Source organism: Arthrobacter sp. B0427-1-12 (genome assembly GCF_059092905.1).
This window is the reverse complement of record NZ_JBNHIC010000001.1, coordinates 270,131-290,363: the sequence shown is the minus strand read 5'-3', so window position 1 is coordinate 290,363 and position 20,233 is coordinate 270,131. Positions and strand designations below refer to the sequence as shown.

The 20,233-nt window shown below is 68.8% G+C and carries 18 protein-coding genes and 2 pseudogenes; 7 read left to right on the top strand and 13 right to left on the bottom strand.

Annotation, left to right across the window (positions count from 1 at the left end; translation table 11 throughout):
* Window positions 1-97 precede the first annotated feature (97 nt).
* Complete coding sequence (locus AC5RWU_RS01495) at window positions 98-1,705, bottom strand: DUF7059 domain-containing protein (protein WP_494029100.1); 1,608 nt, start codon at window positions 1,703-1,705, stop codon at window positions 98-100.
* Window positions 1,706-1,726: 21 nt separating this feature from the next.
* Complete coding sequence (gene trhO / locus AC5RWU_RS01490) at window positions 1,727-2,611, bottom strand: oxygen-dependent tRNA uridine(34) hydroxylase TrhO (protein WP_494029099.1); 885 nt, start codon at window positions 2,609-2,611, stop codon at window positions 1,727-1,729.
* 51 nt (window positions 2,612-2,662) lie between these two features.
* Here trhO and AC5RWU_RS01485 point away from each other — a divergent pair, with 51 nt between their 5' ends.
* A complete protein-coding gene (locus tag AC5RWU_RS01485; RefSeq protein WP_494036877.1) occupies window positions 2,663-3,319 on the top strand; it encodes a GNAT family N-acetyltransferase in 657 nt (218 codons plus the stop codon).
* A 47-nt stretch (window positions 3,320-3,366) separates the two neighbouring features.
* The gene (locus AC5RWU_RS01480) at window positions 3,367-5,742 is read left to right on the top strand and encodes a DEAD/DEAH box helicase (protein ID WP_494029097.1); all 2,376 of its coding nucleotides are present in this window, start codon (window positions 3,367-3,369) and stop codon (window positions 5,740-5,742) included.
* Here the strand turns inward: AC5RWU_RS01480 and AC5RWU_RS01475 are convergent.
* The 8 genes and pseudogenes from AC5RWU_RS01475 to AC5RWU_RS01440 all read right to left on the bottom strand — a co-directional run bounded on the left by AC5RWU_RS01475 (window position 5,648) and on the right by AC5RWU_RS01440 (window position 11,112).
* Complete coding sequence (locus AC5RWU_RS01475) at window positions 5,648-6,118, bottom strand: Rv3654c family TadE-like protein (protein WP_494029096.1); 471 nt, start codon at window positions 6,116-6,118, stop codon at window positions 5,648-5,650. The genes AC5RWU_RS01480 and AC5RWU_RS01475 overlap by 95 nt on opposite strands.
* The gene (locus AC5RWU_RS01470; RefSeq protein WP_494029095.1) at window positions 6,118-6,534 is read right to left on the bottom strand and encodes a TadE family type IV pilus minor pilin; all 417 of its coding nucleotides are present in this window, start codon (window positions 6,532-6,534) and stop codon (window positions 6,118-6,120) included. Before AC5RWU_RS01470 ends, AC5RWU_RS01475 begins: the two co-directional genes overlap by 1 nt.
* Window positions 6,535-6,543: 9 nt before the next feature.
* Window positions 6,544-6,921: a DUF4244 domain-containing protein gene (locus AC5RWU_RS01465; protein ID WP_494029094.1), complete on the bottom strand. Its 378-nt coding sequence runs from the start codon at window positions 6,919-6,921 to the stop codon at window positions 6,544-6,546.
* Window positions 6,922-7,202: 281 nt separating this feature from the next.
* Window positions 7,203-7,838: a type II secretion system F family protein gene (locus tag AC5RWU_RS01460; protein WP_494029093.1), complete on the bottom strand. Its 636-nt coding sequence runs from the start codon at window positions 7,836-7,838 to the stop codon at window positions 7,203-7,205.
* Between the two features lie 131 nt (window positions 7,839-7,969).
* A complete protein-coding gene (locus AC5RWU_RS01455) occupies window positions 7,970-8,653 on the bottom strand; it encodes a type II secretion system F family protein (RefSeq protein WP_494029092.1) in 684 nt (227 codons plus the stop codon).
* A 128-nt stretch (window positions 8,654-8,781) separates the two neighbouring features.
* A pseudogene (locus tag AC5RWU_RS01450) lies at window positions 8,782-9,914 on the bottom strand (TadA family conjugal transfer-associated ATPase).
* A gap of 149 nt (window positions 9,915-10,063) precedes the next feature.
* Window positions 10,064-10,570: a CpaE-like family protein gene (locus AC5RWU_RS01445; RefSeq protein ID WP_494036883.1), complete on the bottom strand. Its 507-nt coding sequence runs from the start codon at window positions 10,568-10,570 to the stop codon at window positions 10,064-10,066.
* Window positions 10,459-11,112, bottom strand: a complete 654-nt coding sequence (locus tag AC5RWU_RS01440) for a hypothetical protein (protein WP_494029090.1) — start codon at window positions 11,110-11,112, stop codon at window positions 10,459-10,461. Before AC5RWU_RS01440 ends, AC5RWU_RS01445 begins: the two co-directional genes overlap by 112 nt.
* A 159-nt stretch (window positions 11,113-11,271) precedes the next feature.
* On the opposite strand from AC5RWU_RS01440, the gene AC5RWU_RS01435 reads away from it, so the two are divergent.
* The 4 genes and pseudogenes from AC5RWU_RS01435 to AC5RWU_RS01420 all read left to right on the top strand — a co-directional run bounded on the left by AC5RWU_RS01435 (window position 11,272) and on the right by AC5RWU_RS01420 (window position 14,668).
* Entirely contained in the window at window positions 11,272-13,044 is a 1,773-nt protein-coding gene (locus AC5RWU_RS01435) for a bifunctional 3'-5' exonuclease/DNA polymerase (protein ID WP_494029089.1), read from the top strand.
* 94 nt (window positions 13,045-13,138) lie between these two features.
* Window positions 13,139-13,564 carry a hypothetical protein gene (locus AC5RWU_RS01430; RefSeq protein WP_494029088.1) on the top strand — a complete coding sequence of 142 codons (426 nt, stop codon included), beginning with the start codon at window positions 13,139-13,141 and terminating at the stop codon, window positions 13,562-13,564.
* Window positions 13,531-13,869, top strand: a pseudogene (locus tag AC5RWU_RS01425) (WXG100-like domain-containing protein); the annotation flags it as partial. The gene AC5RWU_RS01430 and the pseudogene AC5RWU_RS01425, both read left to right, overlap by 34 nt.
* 298 nt (window positions 13,870-14,167) lie before the next feature.
* Window positions 14,168-14,668, top strand: a complete 501-nt coding sequence (locus tag AC5RWU_RS01420) for a hypothetical protein (RefSeq protein ID WP_494036876.1) — start codon at window positions 14,168-14,170, stop codon at window positions 14,666-14,668.
* Between the two features lie 30 nt (window positions 14,669-14,698).
* Here the strand turns inward: AC5RWU_RS01420 and AC5RWU_RS01415 are convergent, their stop codons facing one another.
* From AC5RWU_RS01415 to AC5RWU_RS01405, 3 genes are read right to left on the bottom strand one after another with little or no spacing between them, the layout of a single operon-like run.
* Window positions 14,699-15,382 (bottom strand): NUDIX hydrolase, encoded by a 684-nt coding sequence (locus AC5RWU_RS01415; protein ID WP_494029086.1) that lies wholly within the window; start codon window positions 15,380-15,382, stop codon window positions 14,699-14,701.
* Window positions 15,379-16,197 (bottom strand): endonuclease III, encoded by an 819-nt coding sequence (gene nth / locus AC5RWU_RS01410; RefSeq protein WP_494029085.1) that lies wholly within the window; start codon window positions 16,195-16,197, stop codon window positions 15,379-15,381. The genes AC5RWU_RS01415 and nth overlap by 4 nt, the downstream gene beginning before the upstream one ends.
* Window positions 16,198-16,224: 27 nt before the next feature.
* Window positions 16,225-17,850, bottom strand: coding sequence for a hypothetical protein (locus tag AC5RWU_RS01405; RefSeq protein ID WP_494029084.1), 1,626 nt, complete (start codon window positions 17,848-17,850; stop codon window positions 16,225-16,227).
* A 348-nt stretch (window positions 17,851-18,198) separates the two neighbouring features.
* Here AC5RWU_RS01405 and acs point away from each other — a divergent pair, with 348 nt between their 5' ends.
* Window positions 18,199-20,193, top strand: a complete 1,995-nt coding sequence (acs, locus tag AC5RWU_RS01400; RefSeq protein WP_494029083.1) for an acetate--CoA ligase — start codon at window positions 18,199-18,201, stop codon at window positions 20,191-20,193.
* Window positions 20,194-20,233 lie beyond the last annotated feature (40 nt).

Genomic DNA, 20,233 nt, shown 5'->3' with positions numbered 1-20,233 from the left:
GTGCGGCGCCCTGTCCAGACGTGGATCCAACCTGTCGGGCCCGAGGACGTGGGCATGCCTAGTTCACCATACTTTCGCAAATTCCGGCGGCCGCTGCCTAATCCAACGTCGCATTGGCCGGAAGGAGGAAGCCGTCCAGCACCAGGTTGCGGACCTCCGCCGCCAGCTGCCTGCGGAACGCCTCATCGTCGCGTTCCAGCAGCGCGGCGAGGGCGCCGATGATCTGTCCGGCGGTCAGTTCACCGTCGCTGGCGGAGACGAAGCCTGCCAGTTCGCTGCTCATCAGGTTGGTCCGCCGCAGGCCGGCGCCCTGCCGCAGCAGAATAACGCCGGGATGCTCGGCACCGGGACGCTGGTGCCGCTCCTCCGTCACATCGGGCGCCACGGCCAGGTGCTGGTCCGCGAAGTCTCCTTCGTGGCCGGCCAGCCAGTCGAAGCGTTCGACGGCGGCGGCAAGGTGCGGTCCGATCGGTTGCTCGATGGGGTAGGTGATTTCCTCGAACCGCCGCAGCAGGCTGCGGCCTGCGGCCGGGGCGGCCTTGCGCAGCAGGATCATGCCGAAGCCAACGGTTTCCACATGCCGCGAGGCGAAGTCGTCCAGGTAGGCCGCATAGGAGCGTTCGAACTGCTCACGGTCGCGGTTCTCCGAGGCATCGCGCAGCCAGGTCTCCGCATAGTGTGACGGCGTGAGCTGCTCGCGCTGGATCACCCATGCCTCGGCATCGTCCGGCAGCCAAGATTCCAGCCGTGCCTGCCATGAATCCACCCCGGCGGGGATCTCCCAGTTGCCCAGCATGACCGCCAGGCCGCCGGGAGTGAGCACCCCCGGGATGCCTGCCACCAGCAGGGAGACGATCTGGTCCCCCGGCAGCCCCGCGTCCCGGTAGGTGAACTGGTCTTGAGATGTTTCGCCTTGGACACGAGGGGTTATGACGAAGGGCGGATTGGACACGACCAGGTCGAACGACTCCCCCGCCACCGGCTCCAGCAGGCTGCCCAGCCGCAGCGAGACACGCTCCCCGGGACGTTCGGGGTCAATCCCAAGCGCCGGCGCGTTCAGCAGCAGGTTGAACCGGGTGAAGGCCAAGGCGCGGGCGGAGATGTCCGTGGCGGTGACGTGGCGGGCATGGCGCAGCAGGTGGAAGGTCTGGATGCCGCAGCCGGTGCCCAGGTCCAGCGCCCTGCCCACCTCCGGGCGGACGGTGATCTGGGCCAGCGTCAGCGAGGCCTGGCCGATGCCGAGCACGTGGTCCCGGCGCAGGACACCCGGCCGCTGGTGCGCACCGAGGTCGCTGGCCACCCACAGGTCTGCGCCGGCATCGTCGGCCGCATGCGGCCGCAGGTCGACCGCCGCCCGGCAGGTACCGCCGTCGGACTCCACCAGTCCCAGCGCCAGCAGCCCGTCCAGGCCGGTATGCGGAAAGGCCGCAGCGGCCAGGTCCACGCCCAGGTCCTGGCCCAGCAACCACACCTGGACGACGGCGGCCAGCGGGCTGGGGTCCGGAGCCTCCAGCGCGCGCCGGACAACCAGCAGCGCGGGAACCAGTTGGTCCCGGTTCAGCGCGGCGTAGGCTTCCTCGCCGAGCAGCGCGGCCACACCGTCGACCGTGTAGCCGGCGGCGGCCAGGTCTGCGGCGAGCGCCTTCAGTAAGTCAAGATCGTGGCTCTGCGGCGCGTCGGGAACGGAAGCGGTGAAGTCAGTCACGCAAGCCAGTCTAGGCCCGGTTCAGGCGGCGCAGCCCTCCGGGCAGGTCCGGTTCTCCGGAACCGCGGCGCAGGCGGCGCAGTAGAGGCGCAGGTTCCGGCAGCTGGGGTTGGAGCAGTTCTCGAACTTGTTCGTGGGCGCTTCGCAGCGCACGCAGCTGCCGATGGTTCTGGCGTCCTCGCTGAATTCCAGATGCATGCGCTTGTCGAAGACGTAAAGCGAACCTTCCCACAGTCCCTGGTCCTTGTAGGCCTCGCCATAGCGGACGATGCCGCCGTCGAGCTGGTAAACCTCCCGGAAGCCGCGGTTGACCATCAGGCTCGAGAGCACCTCGCAGCGGATGCCGCCGGTGCAGTACGTGACCACAGGCTTGTCCTTGAGGTCGTCGTACTTGCCGGAGTCCAGCTCGTTGATGAAGTCATGGGTGGTGGCGGTGTCCGGGACCACGGCGTTCCGGAACCGGCCGATCTGCGCCTCGAAAGCGTTGCGGCCGTCGAAGAACACCACGTCGTCGCCCCTGGCCTCGATCAGTTCGTGCAGTTCATGCGGCTTGAGGTGGACGCCCCCGCCGACGACACCGTTTTCGTCCACCTTCAGTTCGCCGGGTGCCCCGAAACTGACGATCTCGTCCCGGACCTTCACGCTTAACCGCGGGAAATCCGCCGCCGAGCCTTCGGACCATTTGACATCGATGTTCCTGAAGGCTTGATATTCGCGGGTGGTCTTGACGTATTGCTTGACCGCGTTGAGTTCGCCCCCCACCGTAGCGTTGATGCCGTCCTTGGAAATCAGGATCCTGCCGGTCAGTCCGAGTTTCTCGCACAGCGCGCGCTGCCAGAGCCGGATCGCGTCGGGATCGGGGATGGGGGTGAAGCCGTAATAGAGCACAATTCGGTGAAGAGCCACGCATTTAAGGGTACGTGGTGACCGGTGCGTGTCATTCTTCGGTATGTTCAAATGGTGAACAATTCGTTTTCCCTGAGCCAGCTGATGGACTATTGGGTGGAAGGCTACGCCGGGATCAAGGGCCTGCCCCTTGAGCACCAGTCGGATGCCGTGCGCATCAAGAGCCCCAAAGAGGACCTGAAGTGGGAGTTCTTTGCCGCCGAGCCGGAGGATGCAGTCCTGGACCGGCTCATCGATGTCGTCGCCGGCCATCCGGAGCGGATGCTGACCATCGTCACCTCCCGGCTGGACAGCTACCGCCGCCGCACCCTGGAGCAGTTGGTCGTCGCCTCCGACAACCGGAAGTTCATGCGCTTCCCCGTGGTGGCGGACAAGGGCGTGGAGCTGCCGGAAGGCTTCAGGTTCAGGGTTGAATCCAAAGGTCCGGTCCACACTGTCATCATCACCACCGAGGAGGGCGAACCGGCGGCCCGCGGCATGGTCCATGTCAACGGCGCGATCGCGGTGTCCGAGCATGTGGGCACGCTGGAACAGTACCGGAGGCAGGGCCTGGGCTTCGCCGTCACGGCCCTGCTGAACAACGTGGCCTACGACGCCGGTGCCCGCGAGCACCTGCTGGTCGCCTCCGAACAGGGGCAGATGCTGTATGAACGGATCGGCTGGGAGGCGCTCGGCTCCGTCCTGGAACTGCGGGCCAAGGCAGCCTGACCGCGCGCACGGCAGCATTGTCCCTGCCGGGTGGCACAATGTCTGGCGTGGCACTTCATGATTCCCTGATTCCGCTGCTGGGCCGGGGCCCGGCGCCGGAGCAGCTCATGCACGTGCGCGAAATTCCGGCCCGCGAGGCCGTCCACGCTCCCTGGCCCGGTTGGGTGCACCCGGATCTCCTGACTGCTTACAGCATGCTGGGCGTGCACGAGCCGTGGCTGCACCAGGTCGAAGCCGCAGAGGCAGCGCACGCCGGATCGCACGTGATCATTGCCACCGGCACCGCGTCCGGAAAGTCCCTGGCCTACCAGCTGCCGGCCCTGGACGAGATCCACCGCACTGCCCTGGACGGGACAGTCTCGCTGGAACCGACCGGCTCCGTCGCGTTGTACCTGGCACCGACAAAGGCGCTGGCCGCCGATCAGCTGGCGGCGGTCAAGTCCCTGAAACTGCCCACGGTGCGAGCGGAAACCTATGACGGCGACACCGACCCGGGTGCCCGCCGCTGGATCCGCGACCATGCCAACTTCGTGCTGGCGAACCCGGACATGCTGCACTTCGGCATCCTGCCCAACCACGCCTGGTGGGCCCGGTTCTTCCGGCGACTCAAGTACGTCATCATCGATGAAGCCCACAGCTACCGGGGTGTCTTCGGCTCGCACGTGGCCAACCTCATGCGCCGGCTGCGCCGCGTCTGTGCTTACTACGGGGCCTCCCCCGTGTTCATCGGCGCTTCGGCGACCTCCTCGGAGCCGGGCCGGTCCTTTGGCCGACTGATCGGCGCCGAGGTCACCGAGGTCACGCGGGACTGCTCGCCGCACGGATCGACAACCGTAGCCTTCTGGGAACCGTCCCTTACCGAGCTCAAAGGGGAGAACGGGGCCCGGGAGCGACGCACCGTCGTCGCCGAAACGGCGGACCTGCTCACCAACCTGGTCTCGGCGCAGGTACGGACCATTGCCTTCATCAAATCCCGCCGCGGCGCGGAGAGCATCGCCTCCATATCGCGGCGCCAGCTGGACGAGGTCCACCCCAGCCTGCCGCAGCGCGTGGCCGCGTACCGGTCCGGCTACCTTCCCGAGGAACGGCGGGCGCTCGAGGCCCAGCTGCGTTCCGGGCGGCTGCTGGGCATCGCCAGCACCTCGGCGCTGGAACTCGGCATCGATATCTCCGGACTTGATGCCGTCTTGGTGGCCGGCTGGCCCGGTACCCGTGCGTCCCTCTTCCAGCAGATCGGCAGGGCCGGACGTGGCGGCCAGGATGCACTGGCCGCCTTCGTGGCCAGCGATGATCCGCTGGACACCTTCCTGGTCCATCATCCGGAAGCCATCTTTGATGTCTCGGTGGAAGCCACTGTCTTCGATCCTTCCAATCCCTATGTCCTGGGCCCGCACCTGTGCGCTGCCGCCGCGGAACTGCCGCTGGCTCCGGCCGAAACCGAGCTGTTCGGCCCGTCCGCGCCCGGCCTGCTCGAGCGGCTGACGGCTGAGGGATACCTGCGCCGGCGCCCGTCCGGCTGGTACTGGACCCACCCGGAAAGCGCGGCCGCAATGGTCAGTCTCCGCGCGGACGGCGGCGGGCCCATCAGCATCGTGGAGAGCGATACCGGTTCCCTGCTCGGCACCATGGATGCGCCGCAGGCCCACTACCAGGCCCATACCGGGGCCATCTATGTCCATCAGGGCGAGACCTTCGTTGTGGACGACCTCAACGAGCAGGACCATTGCGCGATGGTGTCGCGGGTCAATCCGGACTATTACACCCAGGCCCGCGACATCACGCAGATCGAAGTGCTGGAGACCCAACTGGCCTCGGACTGGGGTGATGTGCAGGTCTGCTTCGGCGACGTGAAGGTCACCACGCAGGTGGTTTCCTTCCAGCGCAAAGCGTTCATCTCCAATGAAATCCTGGGCGAGGAGCCGCTGAACCTTGAAGCCCGCGAACTCTTCACGAAGGCCGTCTGGTTCGCCATCCCGGAACGGACGCTCACCGCGGCCGGCCTGCTGACTGCCCAGTTCCCCGGCTCCCTGCACGCGGCCGAACATGCCGCGATCGGACTGCTGCCCCTGGTTGCCTCCAGCGACCGCTGGGACATCGGCGGAGTCTCCACAGCACTGCACGCGGACACGGAGAAGCCGACGATCTTTGTCTACGACGGCCACCCGGGAGGGGCGGGGTTTGCAGAAAGAGGCTACGATGCCGCACCGACCTGGCTGCGGGCCACCCGCGACGCCATCGCGGCCTGCGAGTGCGAGACCGGCTGCCCCTCCTGCGTGCAGTCGCCGAAGTGCGGCAACAAGAACAACCCCCTGGACAAGACCGGAGCCATCACGCTGATCGACACTCTCCTGGCCCAGTCGGCACGCGGCGCCGGGCCCGCCCAGGCGCGGCGGGACCTGCAGGGCGGAACCGGCGTTCGTTGACCCGCGGTCCGCTGGCCACCTCATGGTGGAGGACCCGCACGCGATCTGCCTGCAGCGGAACCCAGGGAGCCGGCAGGTCCACCGCCGTCGCGATGTCGACGATTTCTCCGCTGCCTCCCGATTGCCTGCAGGAGACCAGTAAGGCCCCGTGGCTGGCCGTCACCTCGCCGGCGATGGAGCAGGGATCTCCTGCGGTGATGCCGCGGGCGGCATCGGCTGCGGCCAGCGCGGCGAGGTCCGCAGCAGTGGCGGCCTGGCTGGCCCCCACTGCTGCCTGGACCACCAGCACCATTCCGACGAGGAGCAGTAACAGCACCATGGCCAGGCCAGCTCCCAGAACCGTTCCTGCCCCGGCTTCCCGGTCGGTGTCCGCCATCAGCTGCCACCGGTCCGGGGGCTTCCCGGGGAGAGTTCGCTCCGCGCCACCGCCTGGGCCGTCAGCGGCCAGTCCACCCAGGACCCGAGAGGGCCCTGGACGGCTGCGCTGACCTGCACGACAGCCCAGTCCCCTTCACCGGAAACAGTCATCGACGCACCGGCACCGGCGATGCGCTGCACCGTGGCGGCGGCCGCGTCCGAGCTCTCCCCGCGGGCCAGCTCACGGGCTCCGGCCCGGGCTGCCTCCTCGAGCCGGAGCTGAGTGGTGCCCGCCGCGGCTCCAGCGGGGAGGACCGCCAGGATAACCAGCACGGCCGGCAGGACCACTGCCAGCTCCGCCGTCACGGTCCCGGCCTCGGGGGATCCGGGCCGGCTCCGGTTCTGGCTCCGGCTGCCTCCCACGATGCGGCGCATGGCTGCCTCCTAGCCGAACGACAGGGCGCGTTCGATGATGGACATGAGCATCCCGCGGACCTCCCCGCTCTGCAGGACAGCCACGAGCAGAGCCGCAAATCCGACTGCAGCGAGTGTTGCGATGGCGTACTCGGCAGTGGCCATTCCGGCCTCGGAGCCGACCAGCTGCGACCAGCGCCGCCTGCTGAAGGGCGGCTCCTCATCATGGTCGTACTCGTCATCGTCGTACTGGTCCCCATCGTCCTCAACAGGCGGACGCAGCGGAATGACCTGGGCGAGGACCTCGTGCACGGCCGCCCCGGTCAGGTCCAGGCCAGCGGTGGATTCCGGCTCGCCGGGTGCCGCAGCTGCCGGCTCCGGCCAGGGAAGGCGGTTCGTCTCGGACATTTCTGCTCCTTTGTTCGATTCTTCTGTTCGGTTCTTCCGATGCTTCGGTGGTTCGGCTCTCCGGTGTTCCAGAGTTCCGGTGCTCTGGGCTCCGGTGTTCCGGATGGCCGAACGAACCGAGCTCCGGGCCGCGGTTTGCGGCTACTTCGACCATGCCGCCGGACGGTGGCCGCCCCAAGGGCCTTGCGGTCCGATCTGCATAAGTCCGGCATCCACCGGGCCTGTAGAGGTCCAGTCCGGCCGGGCCCGTGAGCCAGCCACTCGCGACCCAGCCCCACGTATCAGGCCAGCGTGGGCAGCAGCGAGAGCAGAACGGGCACGACGCCCAGGCAAACGAAGGCAGGCAGAGCACAGGCGCCGAGCGGTATGACGAGCCTGACGCCGAGCGCGGCCGCCCGCTTTTCCGCCTCCCGGTTCCGGCGGCGGCGCAACTGCATCGCGCGGGCGTAAAGGATCGAGGACGAGGGCGCACCGGTGGTTCCGGCAAAGGTCAGGGCGTCCCGCAGCAGTACCAGCGTCTGCCCCTCGTTGCCGGTGTCGGCGGGGATGGCCAAGTGCCACGCCGCGGCCCACGGCAACCCCAACGACAATGCACCGGTTACGGCAGTGAGCCGTCCGGCGGTTTGCGGATCAGTTGTTTCGGCGAGGATCGCGACGGCTTGCTCAAGGGAAGCACCCGCGTCGAGCATCGCGCCGATCAGGTCCAACAGCAGCGCCGGGTCCGGGGCCTTTGCCTGGCCGTTGTCCGGTCCAGCACTTGAAGCCCCAGGGTCAGGCCCGGATGTGGCATTCCGGGCCCCGGAAATGCCCGGCACCCCGGTGCGGTTGCGGGAGAGCAGCTCCAGGGTCCGCGTCCGGCCTCCGGCCAGCAGGACCCAGGATCCGGCTGCCAGCAGGATCATCATTAATACGGTCATATCTGCTCCTTTAACCATGGGCTGTCCAGCGCCGGCGAGCGCAGGCGGTCGCTTCCGCTGCCGTGGCTGTGGTCCCGCCTGTCCGGCGGCCGGCCCGAAGGATCGGCCGCGCAGGATCGGCCCCCGCAGGATCAGTCCCGGCCGGCGGCAGAGGCGACCATCTTTGAGGACCACCAGCGTCCGGCCAGCATCAGCACCACACCCGCTGCCAGTGCGGCCCAGCCCACTGGTGTTCCGAACAGGACAGTCAGCGGATCAACCCCCATGAGGATGCCCAGGCCCAGACCGAACACCGGCAGCCAGGTAAGCAGTCGGACCGTGGCCTGTGGACCGGCAAGCGCCGTATCCCGGGCAGCCTGCGCATCAAGTCCCGCTTCCAGCTGCAGGGCATAGCGGGCCAGCAGGTCCGCAAGCGGCGCTCCGCTTTGTTCCGCGACTTCCCAGCACAGCGCGACGTCGAGCCACATGCGGCGCAATTGCTTTGCCTCCTCGCCGGCGCCAGCGGTCTGCCCCTGAGCGGCCCGTATCGCTCCGGCGACGCTGTAGCCCAGGTCCGCTGCCCGCCGGGCCGCCTTGAGCACCGGAATGATCCGCTCGGCGAATTCCCGTCCGGTCCCGGCTGCCGTCTGCTCCGTTTCGTCCCGGGGGCGGTAAGCCTCCAGGGCGTCCTGCCACAGCTGCTGCGGGGAACGTCCCGCGCGCAGCAGCGCCGTGAGCTGGTGGACCAGGAGCGGCATCTCGTGAAAATCCGCGGCTTCGCGTCGCCCGAACAACCGAGGCGGGGGCAACCGGCGCGGGGACGATCCGGGTTCCACGCGCCGTTCCTCCGTCCCGGCCCGCGGTGCTGCTGCCTTCCGCATCAGCGGCAGCAGCCGGCTCCGGCTCCCTCCGGCGAAAAGCAGCCAGCAGGCCGAAAAGGCCAGTGCGGCAACCAGCGCCGAGCTCACCGCGCCGCCCCGTCGAGCAGCTGCCGCAGCGACGCCCAGCCAGCCCTGCTGCTGCTCCCAGCGGTCTCCCTGACCAGCGCCGGCACAGCCCGCAGCGAGCCGTCCGCGGCGGTTTCCAGCACGGTTATTTCCTGTACCTGCCGGCCGGCGGGCGTACGTTCAAGATGGATCACGACATCCAGTGCGCTGGAGGCCTGCAGGTTGAGCGCTTCGCTGCCCAGTCCGGCCAGCGCCCCGAGCGCCGCCAGCCGCGCAGGCACGGCTGCGGCCGAATTGGCATGGATGGTGCCGCCGGCACCCGCATGCCCGGTATTCATGGCAGCCAACAGCTCGCGGACTTCGGCGCCGCGGCATTCCCCCACGATCAGCCGGTCCGGCCGCATGCGCAGTGCCTGCCGGACCAGTTCGGCAAGGTCAACGGTGCCGGTTCCTTCAACATTGCCGTGCCGGCTCTGCAGGCCGACGACATGGGGATGGAGCGGATTGAGCTCGGCCGCGTCCTCCACCATGACCAACCGCTCCGCTGGGTTGCTCAGGCCCAGCATGGTGGACAGCAGCGTGGTCTTTCCCGAACCCGTCGATCCGCTGATCAGAAAGTTCAGCCGCTGCCTGACGATCGCAGCCAGGACGTCGGCGGTGCGGTCATCCACTGCGCCGGCAGCGGCCAGTTCCTCAAGAGTGAAGACCTGCGGCCGGCGGATGCGGATCGACAGCAAGGTGCCCGCCGTCGAGACCGGCGGAAGCACGGCATGGACCCGGAACCCGTCCAGGCGCACATCCACGCAGGGGTTGCTGTCGTCGAGCCGACGGCCTCCGGCCGCTATCAGGCGGGCTGCCAGGGCGCGCACCTGTCCGTCGTCCGAAAGACGCAGCTGCGTGCGTTCGAGACCGCGTCCGCCGTCGATCCAGACCGCTCCTGCCCCGTTGACGAGTATGTCCGTAACTGAAGGATCGCGGGTGAACGGCTGCAGAGGTCCGAGCCCCTGCAGCTCGGCCGGACCCGGTCAACCGCCTCCAGGGTCCCGGCGGCGCCGAGCAGCCGGCCGCTGGACTGCACCGCCGCCGCCACCCTTGCACCGGTCACCGGTGCCGATTCCGCCAGCACCGCTTCGCGGATGCTGTTGAGCATTTGGTGGTCCACCGGGGCCACGGCTGGTTCCGGTACGCCGGCCAGCGGGGTACGGCCGCCGCCTGCCTCCGGTACTGGCCCGGATACCGGCGGATGCGCCGCCCCGCCGGCACGGTGCCGCCGCCGGCACTGGGAGAGTTCCTCGGCCGTCATGCCGCATCCCGTTCGTCTACTCCCAGCAGGCCGGTGAGGATGGCACGGGTCAGCGGGCGGACGGGTCGCCGCCGGCTCTGGCCCAGGAGCCGGCCGGAGTCGGCAGCGGCACGTACTCCCCGCAGCTGCGGCAGGCGGCCCGCCAGCGGCAGCCCGAGCGCATCGGCCACCACACGCTCATCTGTGTCCGCCGCGAAGGGGCCCCGGACGACAACGGAAAGCGGCAACGAACTGAGCGCGGCGGTCAGCTGGCGGCCGGCCATGATGGCCCGCAGCTGGGCGGGGACGACGAGCACCAGGCTGTCGCAGCAGGACAGCAGGGTCGGGTCGGCCAGCCAGGCCCTGCCAAGATCAACGACGGTCAGCCGGTGCGCGCGGCTGCCCGCCTCCATCACTGCCCGGGCTGCGGCGCTCGACTGGGCGGGCAGTCCTTCCGGCGGCGCTTCCGCCGTCGGAGCCCAGGACAGCAGCGCGAAGCCGTCCACGGCGGGAAGTGAACCCACGTCCTGCCACCGCACCCCCGGGACCTGTTCAGCCCCGACGGCCAGCTCCAGTCCGCCGCCCCAGGGATCACCGTCGACCAGCAGCCCGGATGCCCCAGTTCTCCGGCCGCATGTGCCAGCCAGCAGCTCAGCGTGGACGTCCCTGCCCCGCCCGCCCCGCCAACCATTCCCACAACGCTTCCCCGTACGCTGCGGCTGGCGGACCGGCTCAGGTGTTCCGCCAGCCAGCCGGCCGCCTCCGGCAGGACCGCAACCCGCTCTGCGCCCATCCGGGCCGCCAGCTCCCAGAGGCGTTCCCCGTCCTCCGCCGTGCCCATCAGGATCACCGGCCCTGGCCGGACGCCGGCTGCGGCCTGGTCACTGCCGACCAGCAGGATCCGCCCGTCAGCCAGGTGGGCGTCCTGCAGCCTCGGCAGCATCGTCAAAGGGACCGCCGCTGCGGCGGCGATGCGGGCGACCTCATCCTTGAGATAGTCCGATCCCGTGATGAGCACTGCTCCGCCGGGTTCGGTCTGCGGTAGCCAGGAATGTGATTCTGCCATGTCCCCAGCGTGGTGCCGGACCGACGGGAGTGACAACGCCGGACAGCTGCATGTGGACACATCCCTGAGGCATCCCGCCTGTGGAGGACAAGTCCGCTGCCCGGGTGCCCGTCCAGATGCCCCGCCCAGATGCCACGCCCGGCAGCGGGAGCAGGGAGAATGAAGGACATGTTCCTGGTCGTCGCCGCTTCAGCCAAGGCCGCCTCCTCAGCCGCCCCGTCGCCGGAAGCAGCGGCCAAGGCCGGGGCCGGCGAGGAGGCACCCGCTGCCTATCTGCAGCCCACGGACGCCGCCGGGGCGCCCACCGGGCCGGTCGCCGTCGTACCTGCCGGCCGCTTGCCCGAAACCGCCGCCCGCTATGAGGCCGAAGCCCGCGAGCGCAGGCAACCGCTTCGCTGGGTGTGGGAAAACACCCGGGACTGGTATCCGCAGCTGCTGCGCCGGAACGTAACGGTCGAGCGCTGCCACGACGTGGTCCTGGTCCGTGCCATCCTTGCCTGTTCCGTCTATGCCGCGCCCACTTCCTACATCTCCGGCCTGCACGCCGCGCCGGCTGAGGAACCGGACGAACTGCTGCCCCGCCAGCTGCCGCCGCTGCCGCCGGCGCCGGACCAGTACGCGTTGTTCGATGATGTGGCCCCGCCGCGCGGCATGCCGCTGGAGGAACTGGTGCGGGAATTCGCGGCGCAGCAGGAAGCCGTCTCCCGGTCCGTCCGCCGCAGTCCGCTGGCGCTGCTGCTTGCGGCGGAATCCGCGGGGGCACTGATCGCGGCGGAAATGCAGCACACCGGCTTGCCCTGGCGGGCCGACATCCACGACCGGATCCTGACCGGCTTGCTGGGTCCGCGCCCGCGGGACGGCCTGCGGCCGGAGAAGCTTGAGCGGCTGGCCGCCGAATTGCGGACCCTGCTGAACAATCCGGCGCTGAATCCGGATTCGCCGCAGGAAGTGCTGCGGGCGCTGCACCGCGCCGGCATCGAAGTCAGGACGACCCGGACCTGGGAACTCCGGGAGCAGAACCATCCGGCCATTGCCCCGCTGCTGGTATACAAAAAGCTCTCCCGCTTGCTGGCCGCCAATGGCTGGGCGTGGCTGGACGCCTGGGTCGAGGACGGGAGGTTCCGGCCCGAATACGTCGTGGGCGGGGTGGTTTCCGGCCGCTGGGCGACCCGCGGCGGCGGCGCGCTGCAGATTCCCAAGCTGATCCGCGACGCCGTCCGCCCGGATCCCGGGCATCGGCTGGTCGTTGCGGACGCGGCCCAGCTGGAGCCGCGGGTGCTGGCCGCGCTGGCGCAGGACTCGCAGCTCGCGCAGGCCGCGCAAGGCAGGGATCTGTATGCCGGCATCGCCGCCCAGGGTTTCGGCGGCGACCGGGCCAAGGCCAAGGTAGCGATGCTTGGCGCCATGTACGGTGCGACCACGGGCGAATCCGGCCGGCTGATGCCACAGTTAGCGCGCACCTATCCCAAAGCGATCGACGCCGTCGAACGCGCCGCCCGCGCTGGCGCGGCGGGACAGGTGGTGAGCAGCCATCTGGGGCGCAGCTGTCCGCCGCCTTCGGACAGCTGGCGCCGGTCGCAGCACAGCACGACCGCCCAGGAACAGCAGCGGGCCGAGGCCATGGCCCGCTCCCGCGGCCGCTTCACCCGCAACTTCGTGGTCCAGGCCAGCGCCGCCGAATGGGCCCTGTGCTGGCTGGGCGAATTACGACGCCGGCTCCGCGCCTCGGCGGCGGACGGCACCGCCACAGGCGAATTGGTTTTCTTCCTCCACGACGAGGTCATGCTGCATGTGCCTGCCGACCGCGTTGACGAAGCATGCCGCCATGTCACCGAGGCGGCGGCCACAGCCACGCGGCTGATGTTCGGCCGGATACCCATTGAATTTGCCGTCAATGTTTCCGTCGTGGACTCCTACGCGGATGCCAAGTAGCCCGGTTATCCACAATTGCGCCCACGGGCATGGCGCCTGCCTGCCGCGCGTCCTAGGTTCGAGATGACCAGGGAATCGAGCAGAAGGGGCAACGTTGGCAATCCTGACCATCGACACCGAGCGGTACATGGATTCGGCCCGGCATGTCGCGCACGGGCACGGGACAGTCAAAAGCGCGGTGGAAACGGCGCTCGGCTGCCTGGCAGGTTCGGCCAGCATGTCCGGCTGGGATTCCGTAGGTGTGGCCTGGGCACAGGACTACGATCCTGCAGCAGGCGACGTCATCCGGGTCCTGACGGACCTGACCTTGGCCGCGGGATCAACGGTCGGGGTCATGAATGCCGCCGCCGGGAACTACCTCCACACCGAACATGCCGTTTCCCAGGGCACCAGTTCGTTGTTCCAGTCCGCTGTGGCCGTTCCGGCCGAAACCTGCCTGCCCACACCGCCGAGCGCCAACGGCGGATTGCCGGCGATCCGCCGTGGATGTGGGATGTCATCGCCAACGCCGCGGGGCTAGTCTGGCCCACTGCCGACACCGAGCGGTTGCGAACGACGGCGGCCGGCTGGACCGCGCTGGCGGATGCCCTGGACGCTGCGGTCTCCGGGTCCCTGTCTGCTGCCTCCGTCGCCCTTGAGGGTCTTCGGGCCGCGGACATCGACCTGGTGCGTGAACGGCATACCGGAACCGCGGACGCTGCCGGACAGTTGGCTGGCGCGTGCCGGGAACTGGCGGAGGCCTGCAGCGCCTACGCCGGTGAGGTTGATGACGCCCGGGCACAGCTGGGCTGGGAAATTGCCCAGTTCGCTGCCCTTGCCGCCGTTCACGCCGTCGTCGGAGCCGTTGCCACCGCGGCCACCGGCGGCCTCGCCGCGGCGCTGGCGGCCGCCGGACTCGGGGCGCAGATCGCCCGTGTGGCCGCTGTCGCCGGGTCCATTCTGGCGCGGCTGGCCGGTGCCGCTGCTGCGGCAGCTGCCCGGCTCCAGCCACTGCGCGGCCTCACTGCGCGGCCTCACGGCCGGCGTGTCGGCCCGGCTGGGCGGACTGCCGGCGCTGAAGCCGGCCGCCCTGGTCATCGCCTCCGCGGGCAAGGTGCAACCGCTCGTCCACAAGGCCAGGGCCGTGAAGGACAGTCCCGCGGTCCAGCGGCTCGCTCCGGCCGTGACCGTTGCGGACGGATTCCTGAAGGGCACCAGCTTCAAATTCCTGGTGGACGGCCCCACCAAGATGCTCGGGGAAGCGGTCGTGAAGGCCGGCATCAAGCGTCTTCCGGGCAGGTTCGCGGTGTCGGACAAATTCAACATTGTGGGCCAGTCCGCCTATCTGGTCAGGAATGTCGCGGACAGCGAGAGCCGGGTGGGACGCGTCGTCAATCTGGCCGGCGAAGGGTACGACCGGATCGAGAAAGTGGTCACTGCGGCCAATGTACCCTCAACCTACTGGGCACAGTCCGCACCGGCGAAGACCGGCGCCGGCCGTGCCGACACCGCCAAGCCGGCCGGCGCAGCCGGGATCCGGCCACCCGCGGTCCTGCCCGCCGCCCGGGAGACGGCAGCAGCACCGGCGGCGGCGGCGGCAGGGCCCGCACGGACAGCATCGAACCACGGCGCAGCGCGGGAGTAGGCTCCAGCTCGGACCCCGTGAGAGGACCCGTTAGACGGGAGCGGGAATTTCCACTGTGTCATCCCAGGGAATGGTCCAGCCCAGCTGGTCGAAAAGCTGGTCCAGAACCATTCCGGTGAACCCCCAGACGACGATGCCGTTGACCAGGAAGGCGGCGCTGCGGCTGGTACGTCCGAACCGATGGATGACTGCGGTCCGCCGGTTCGCGGGGTTCAGCAGGTCCGCAACGGCGACGCGGAAAACCTGGGCTGACTCGGCATAGTCGACAACGTCCACAGGCGACGGCGAAGCCCACCACGCCAGCACGGGTGTCACCATGAAGTTGCTGACCGGAAGTCCGATTTCCGGCAGCGGCCCCAGAATGTCGACCCCCGTGGGGTCCAGGCCGGTCTCCTCCACCGCTTCCCGGAGCGCGGCAGCCACCGGGCCCTCGTCCTCCGGGTCGATACCGCCGCCGGGAAACGCGATCTGGCCGGGATGGGCGTTCAGGGTACTTGCCCGTTCCACCAGGAGCAGATCCAGATCGTCCGGCACAGCCTCGGCGTGGTACTCAGCGGGCATGTCGTCAAGGGTGCCGAAGAGCATCAGGACCGCGGCTTTCCGCGCCGTGGCGGGATCGATTTTGAACAGCTGCCAGCGTTCATCGGCCCTGACCGGAGTCCCGCCAAGTGCAGCCCCGTCCGCCAGCCGCTGCAGGTCCGCCCGGGCCGTCATGCTCCCAACCCGAAGCCCGCGGCCCGCAGTTGACTCCGCGTCTCCCCTGCCCGCATCCTGGCCAGAAGGTCTTCACGGCCCGGGGCCAGTTCGTACTTGAGCAGTTTCTTTGCCTTGTCCGGGTCAGTCTCGCCCTCTCCGTAGGAGGGACACCACGGAGCCACGGCGCAGGCTCCGCAGGCCGGCTTCCTGGCGTGGCATACCCGCCTTCCATGAAAGATCACCCGGTGGGAAACCATCGTCCAGTCCTTGGGCTCGAACAGCTCCGCCACGTCCATTTCGATCTTCACGGGATCCGTGGAGCTGGTCCAGCCGAATCGTTTGGCCAGGCGGGCGAAATGCGTGTCCACGCTGATGCCGGGGATACCAAAAGCATTGCCCAGCACGACGTTGGCGGTCTTGCGGCCAACGCCGGGCAGGGTCACCAGATCCTTGAGCGTGCCCGGCACCTGGCCGTCGAACTCGTCGACGATGCGGTTGGCCAGGGCCAGCAGGCTGCGCGACTTGGCGCGGAAGAACCCGGTGGGTTTGATCATCTCCTGCAGCTCGGCCTCGTCCGCCTCCGCCAGGGCCCGGGCATCCGGATACTTGGCGAACAGCGCGGGCGTGGTCAAGTTGACCCGCACGTCCGTGGTCTGCGCGGACAGCACGGTGGCCACCAGCAGTTCGAAGGGATTGCTGAAATCCAGCTCCGCCACAGCATACGGATAAAGCTCGGCCAGTTCGCGGTTGATGCGGCGGGCCCGGCGCTTGAGCGCCAGCGGCGAGGCGTCCGCCTTGCCGCTGGCGGATGGTTTCACGGGTCCTGCGGACACAGTTGCTGCCTTTCGGAACGGCGGCGGCTAACCGCGCTCCAGGTTGGTGATATTCCGCATGACGCCGATGCCGGTGCCGGTCCCGTCGATGGGCTGCCCGGTGGCCGGATCGATAGCGTCCTGTTCCTTCACCAGGTATTCGTCCCCGCGGTCCTGCAGCACGAGCAGCCAGCGGCCCGGCTCCGCGGTGAAGATCACCGCGCCGGTCCGCTCGTCGATCACCGGACGCGGTTCCGGCACGGCGACCCAGAACGCCTCGTAAACGGGCTCCTCTTCGGCGGCTTCCATGGTGGCGCTGAATGATTCAGAGGCCTGCTGTTCGACGCGCGGAAGATCGACGGCGGTGGCATCGGCCACCGTGCCGCGCCCGGCGCCCTCCGACGGGCGCTGTTCCCGGCTTTCCGCCGGCAGCGGCCGGGCTTCCTGATCCGTTGCCGGCGCGGCTCCGCCGGAAACCGCACCTGGTACCGGTGCGGACGCACCGGATCCGGCCGGGGCTGCTGTCCCGGCGGCCCGCTCGTCCGCAGCAGCCGCCGTGCCGGCCGCGGTTCCTGCCGGGCGGAAATGTGCCTCCTCGGGGCCGAAGTCCTCTTCGGCCGAATACGGCAGCGGCGCGCTGGAGTCGGTGGCCGGCGTGCCGCGCTGGTCGGAGAAGATTCCGGCTTCGTGCTCCCGGTGGAAGGCCTGGCCGTCCTGCTGCTGGCGCTCGCCCCCGTGGGCATGCGCGTCCGGATGCCCGGCGCCCTTCTGGCCGGCGTCCTTGTGGCTGGCGTCGGCTGCGCCTGCGGCTCCAGCAACTGCAGCTCCGGCGGCTGTGGCCCCTGCGGCTGTACCGGACCCCGCGCCTCGTTTGTCCTGCCCGCGGACACCGTGGGCATGGTGTTCGTGGGGATGGCGCACCTGGTATTCATCGACCGGGATGCTGCCCTGCTGGGAGGGGGACGGATGGGGCTGGACCGGGCGGTCGTGCTTGACGAATTCGTGGTGATGCCCGTGCGGCGCCTTGGCCGCCGCACCCGTCTTAGCCGCCGCACCTGCCCGGGGCTGTCCCGGCTTCGGCTGCGCCGGAACTGCGTCCCGGGCGACCACATGGGCCGGGATTTCCTGCCGGCCGGCGAAATCCGCGGCGAACCGCGGCAGGTGCGGTGCCGCCGTCGTACTGCCCAGCAGTCCAAAGGATCCAACCAGCGCAACCAGCGCACCGACGCTGTAGCTGGACACTGTCTGCAGGAAGAAGAAGGCGAAGGCCAGGACCGCAACCACGGAAGCGAACTGGTCAACAGACAGGGAACCAACGCGCAGTCTCGACGCCGGGCGCAGCCGGCGGAAGGCGAACAGCGCGACGACCACCAGCGGCAGCAGGATACCGATGCCCAGGAAGAACAGGGAAACAGAGTTCCAGAGATTGCCGACGAATCCGCGCACGATGAAGAACGGAAGCACGGAACCGACAAGCATCACGAACACCGAGGCAAAGACCGCAATGTCGCGCACCGTGAAGGGGCCTGTGACCGCTTCGCTGTGGCCGGGGGAAGCGGTCCGGCCACCGGTCCGGCCGTCGCCGTCCACGCTGGACGCCCCCGGCCCGGATGAAGCCTGCTGGAACGGACCCGGACGCGGATCGGCCTGGTCCTTTGAATACGGCTCGGTCATCTCAAGTCTCCGTTCGTCGCCCCCCCCGTGCCTGTGCAGCGGTTGCGGCTCCACCGCGCCGACTGTGCAGCCGGCCGCCGGGGCGCCGGGGGTCTGGTACTTAGTTGCTCTGCCTCCACACTAGTAAACGCCGCAGACGTTCGACAGCACAGGCGCCTCTGCCATGGGGTCCCGCCGACCGTTCGCCGCATAAATACGTCCTTTCACGGCTGGCCGCGTGATTCCGGACACACCCCATTGTCCGTGCGGGGCTAATGTGATGTAGAACATAAAAGTGCGGGCCGACGGACCCACCGGCGCCGGACCGTGCGATGGAACAGCCGCAACCAAGCTAGTGAAGGGTCAGATATGTCTGAGAACAACGCCTCGACGGCGACACACGGCGACGCGCTCGAAAACCTCCTGCACGAGAACCGTAAGTTCGCACCGTCCGAGGAGTTCGCGGCCAACGCCGTTGCCACGGCCGCCACCTACCAGGAAGCCGACGCCGACCGCGTTGCCTTCTGGGCCGCACAGGCCCGTAAGCTGCTGACCTGGGACACGGACTTCACGCAGACTCTCGACTGGTCGAACCCGCCCTTCGCGAAATGGTTCGTCGGCGGCACCATCAACGCCGCTTACAACGCCCTGGACCGCCACGTCGAGGCCGGCCACGGCGACCGGGTGGCCATTTACTTCGAGGGCGAGCCAGGCGATACCCGCACCTACACCTACGCCCAATTGGCCGAAGAAGTCAGGAAAGCCGCCAACGCCTTCGAATCCCTCGGCGTGCACAAGGGCGACCGGGTAGCCGTCTACCTCCCGATGATTCCGGAGGCCGTCATCACCATGCTGGCCTGCGCGCGCATCGGCGCGGTGCACTCCGTCGTATTCGGCGGCTTCTCGGCGGACGCGCTGCGCAGCCGCATCAACGACGCCGAGGCCAAGCTCGTGGTCACCTCCGACGGCACCTGGCGCCGCGGCAAGCCCAGCCCGCTCAAGCCGGCGGTCGACGAGGCACTGTCCGCTGGCCTGCACACGGTAACCAACGTCGTCGTGGTCAAGCGCAACGGCGAACCCGTGGACTGGACCGAGGACCGCGACCTGTGGTGGGACGACGTCGTCGAAACCGCCAGCGCGGAGCACACCGCCGTCGGCCACGATTCCGAGCACCCGCTGTTCATCCTGTATACCTCCGGCACGACCGGCAAGCCCAAGGGCATCCTGCACACCACCGGCGGCTTCCTGACGCAGACCGCGTTCACGCACCTGAACACCTTCGACCTGAAGCCGGAGACGGATGTCTTTTGGTGCACGGCGGACATCGGCTGGGTCACCGGCCACAGCTACGTGGCCTATGCCCCGCTGATCAACGGTGCCACCCAGGTGATGTACGAGGGCACGCCGGATTCCCCGCACCAGGGCCGCTGGTGGGAGATCGTGGAGAAGTACAAGGTCTCCATCCTCTACACCGCCCCCACCGCCATCCGCACCATGATGAAGTGGGGCGAGGACATCCCGGGCAAGTACGACCTGTCATCCATCCGCGTGCTGGGTTCGGTCGGCGAACCCATCAATCCCGAAGCCTGGATGTGGTACCGCCGGGTAATCGGCGCCAACAGCGGCCGCAAGTCCGAGCCGGCCCCGATCGTGGATACCTGGTGGCAAACTGAAACCGGAGCGCACATGATCGCACCGATGCCCGGCGTGACCGAGACCAAGCCCGGCTCCGCCCAGGTTGCGGTGCCCGGTATCGCCGTGGACGTAGTCGACGAGATGGGCCAGCCGGTGCCCAACGGCTCCGGCGGTTACCTGGTGGTCAGTGAGCCCTGGCCGGCCATGCTGCGCGGCATCTGGGGCGACCCGCAGCGGTTCAAGGAGACCTACTGGTCCCGCTTCGAGAACATGTATTTCGCCGGCGACGGCGCCAAGAAGGACGAGGACGGCGACATCTGGCTGCTCGGCCGGGTCGACGACGTCATGAACGTCTCCGGCCACCGCCTCTCGACCACGGAGATCGAGTCCGCCCTGGTGAGCCATCCCTCGGTGGCGGAGGCCGCCGTCGTCGGCGCCAGCGACGAGACCACCGGCGAAGCGGTGGTCGCCTTCGTCATCCTGCGCGGTGACGCCGTCGATTCCGGTGAGGAAATCGTTCAGGAACTGCGCAGCCATGTGGGCAAGGAAATCGGCCCGATCGCCAAGCCGCGCCACATCCTGGTGGTTCCCGAACTGCCGAAGACCCGTTCCGGCAAGATCATGCGCCGCCTGCTCAAGGACGTGGCCGAAGGCCGCGAGATCGGCGATGCCTCCACGCTGGCGGACACGACCGTCATGCAGCAGATCGCCGCGAACATGCGCAAGTAGCGCCCCGCCCGACAGGGCGGAAGCGAAGCAGGCGGAAGGG

Excerpts from the sequence above, each read along its gene's own strand:
- AC5RWU_RS01485 (WP_494036877.1), top strand. The coding sequence starts at position 2,663 with ATGGTGAACAATTCGTTTTCCCTGAGCCAGCTGATGGACTATTGGGTG.
- AC5RWU_RS01475 (WP_494029096.1), bottom strand. The coding sequence starts at position 6,118 with ATGGCGGACACCGACCGGGAAGCCGGGGCAGGAACGGTTCTGGGAGCT.
- AC5RWU_RS01470 (WP_494029095.1), bottom strand. The coding sequence starts at position 6,534 with ATGCGCCGCATCGTGGGAGGCAGCCGGAGCCAGAACCGGAGCCGGCCC.
- AC5RWU_RS01465 (WP_494029094.1), bottom strand. The coding sequence starts at position 6,921 with ATGTCCGAGACGAACCGCCTTCCCTGGCCGGAGCCGGCAGCTGCGGCA.
- AC5RWU_RS01460 (WP_494029093.1), bottom strand. The coding sequence starts at position 7,838 with ATGACCGTATTAATGATGATCCTGCTGGCAGCCGGATCCTGGGTCCTG.
- AC5RWU_RS01440 (WP_494029090.1), bottom strand. The coding sequence starts at position 11,112 with ATGGCAGAATCACATTCCTGGCTACCGCAGACCGAACCCGGCGGAGCA.
- AC5RWU_RS01435 (WP_494029089.1), top strand. The coding sequence starts at position 11,272 with ATGAAGGACATGTTCCTGGTCGTCGCCGCTTCAGCCAAGGCCGCCTCC.
- AC5RWU_RS01415 (WP_494029086.1), bottom strand. The coding sequence starts at position 15,382 with ATGACGGCCCGGGCGGACCTGCAGCGGCTGGCGGACGGGGCTGCACTT.
- AC5RWU_RS01405 (WP_494029084.1), bottom strand. The coding sequence starts at position 17,850 with ATGACCGAGCCGTATTCAAAGGACCAGGCCGATCCGCGTCCGGGTCCG.
- acs (WP_494029083.1), top strand. The coding sequence starts at position 18,199 with ATGTCTGAGAACAACGCCTCGACGGCGACACACGGCGACGCGCTCGAA.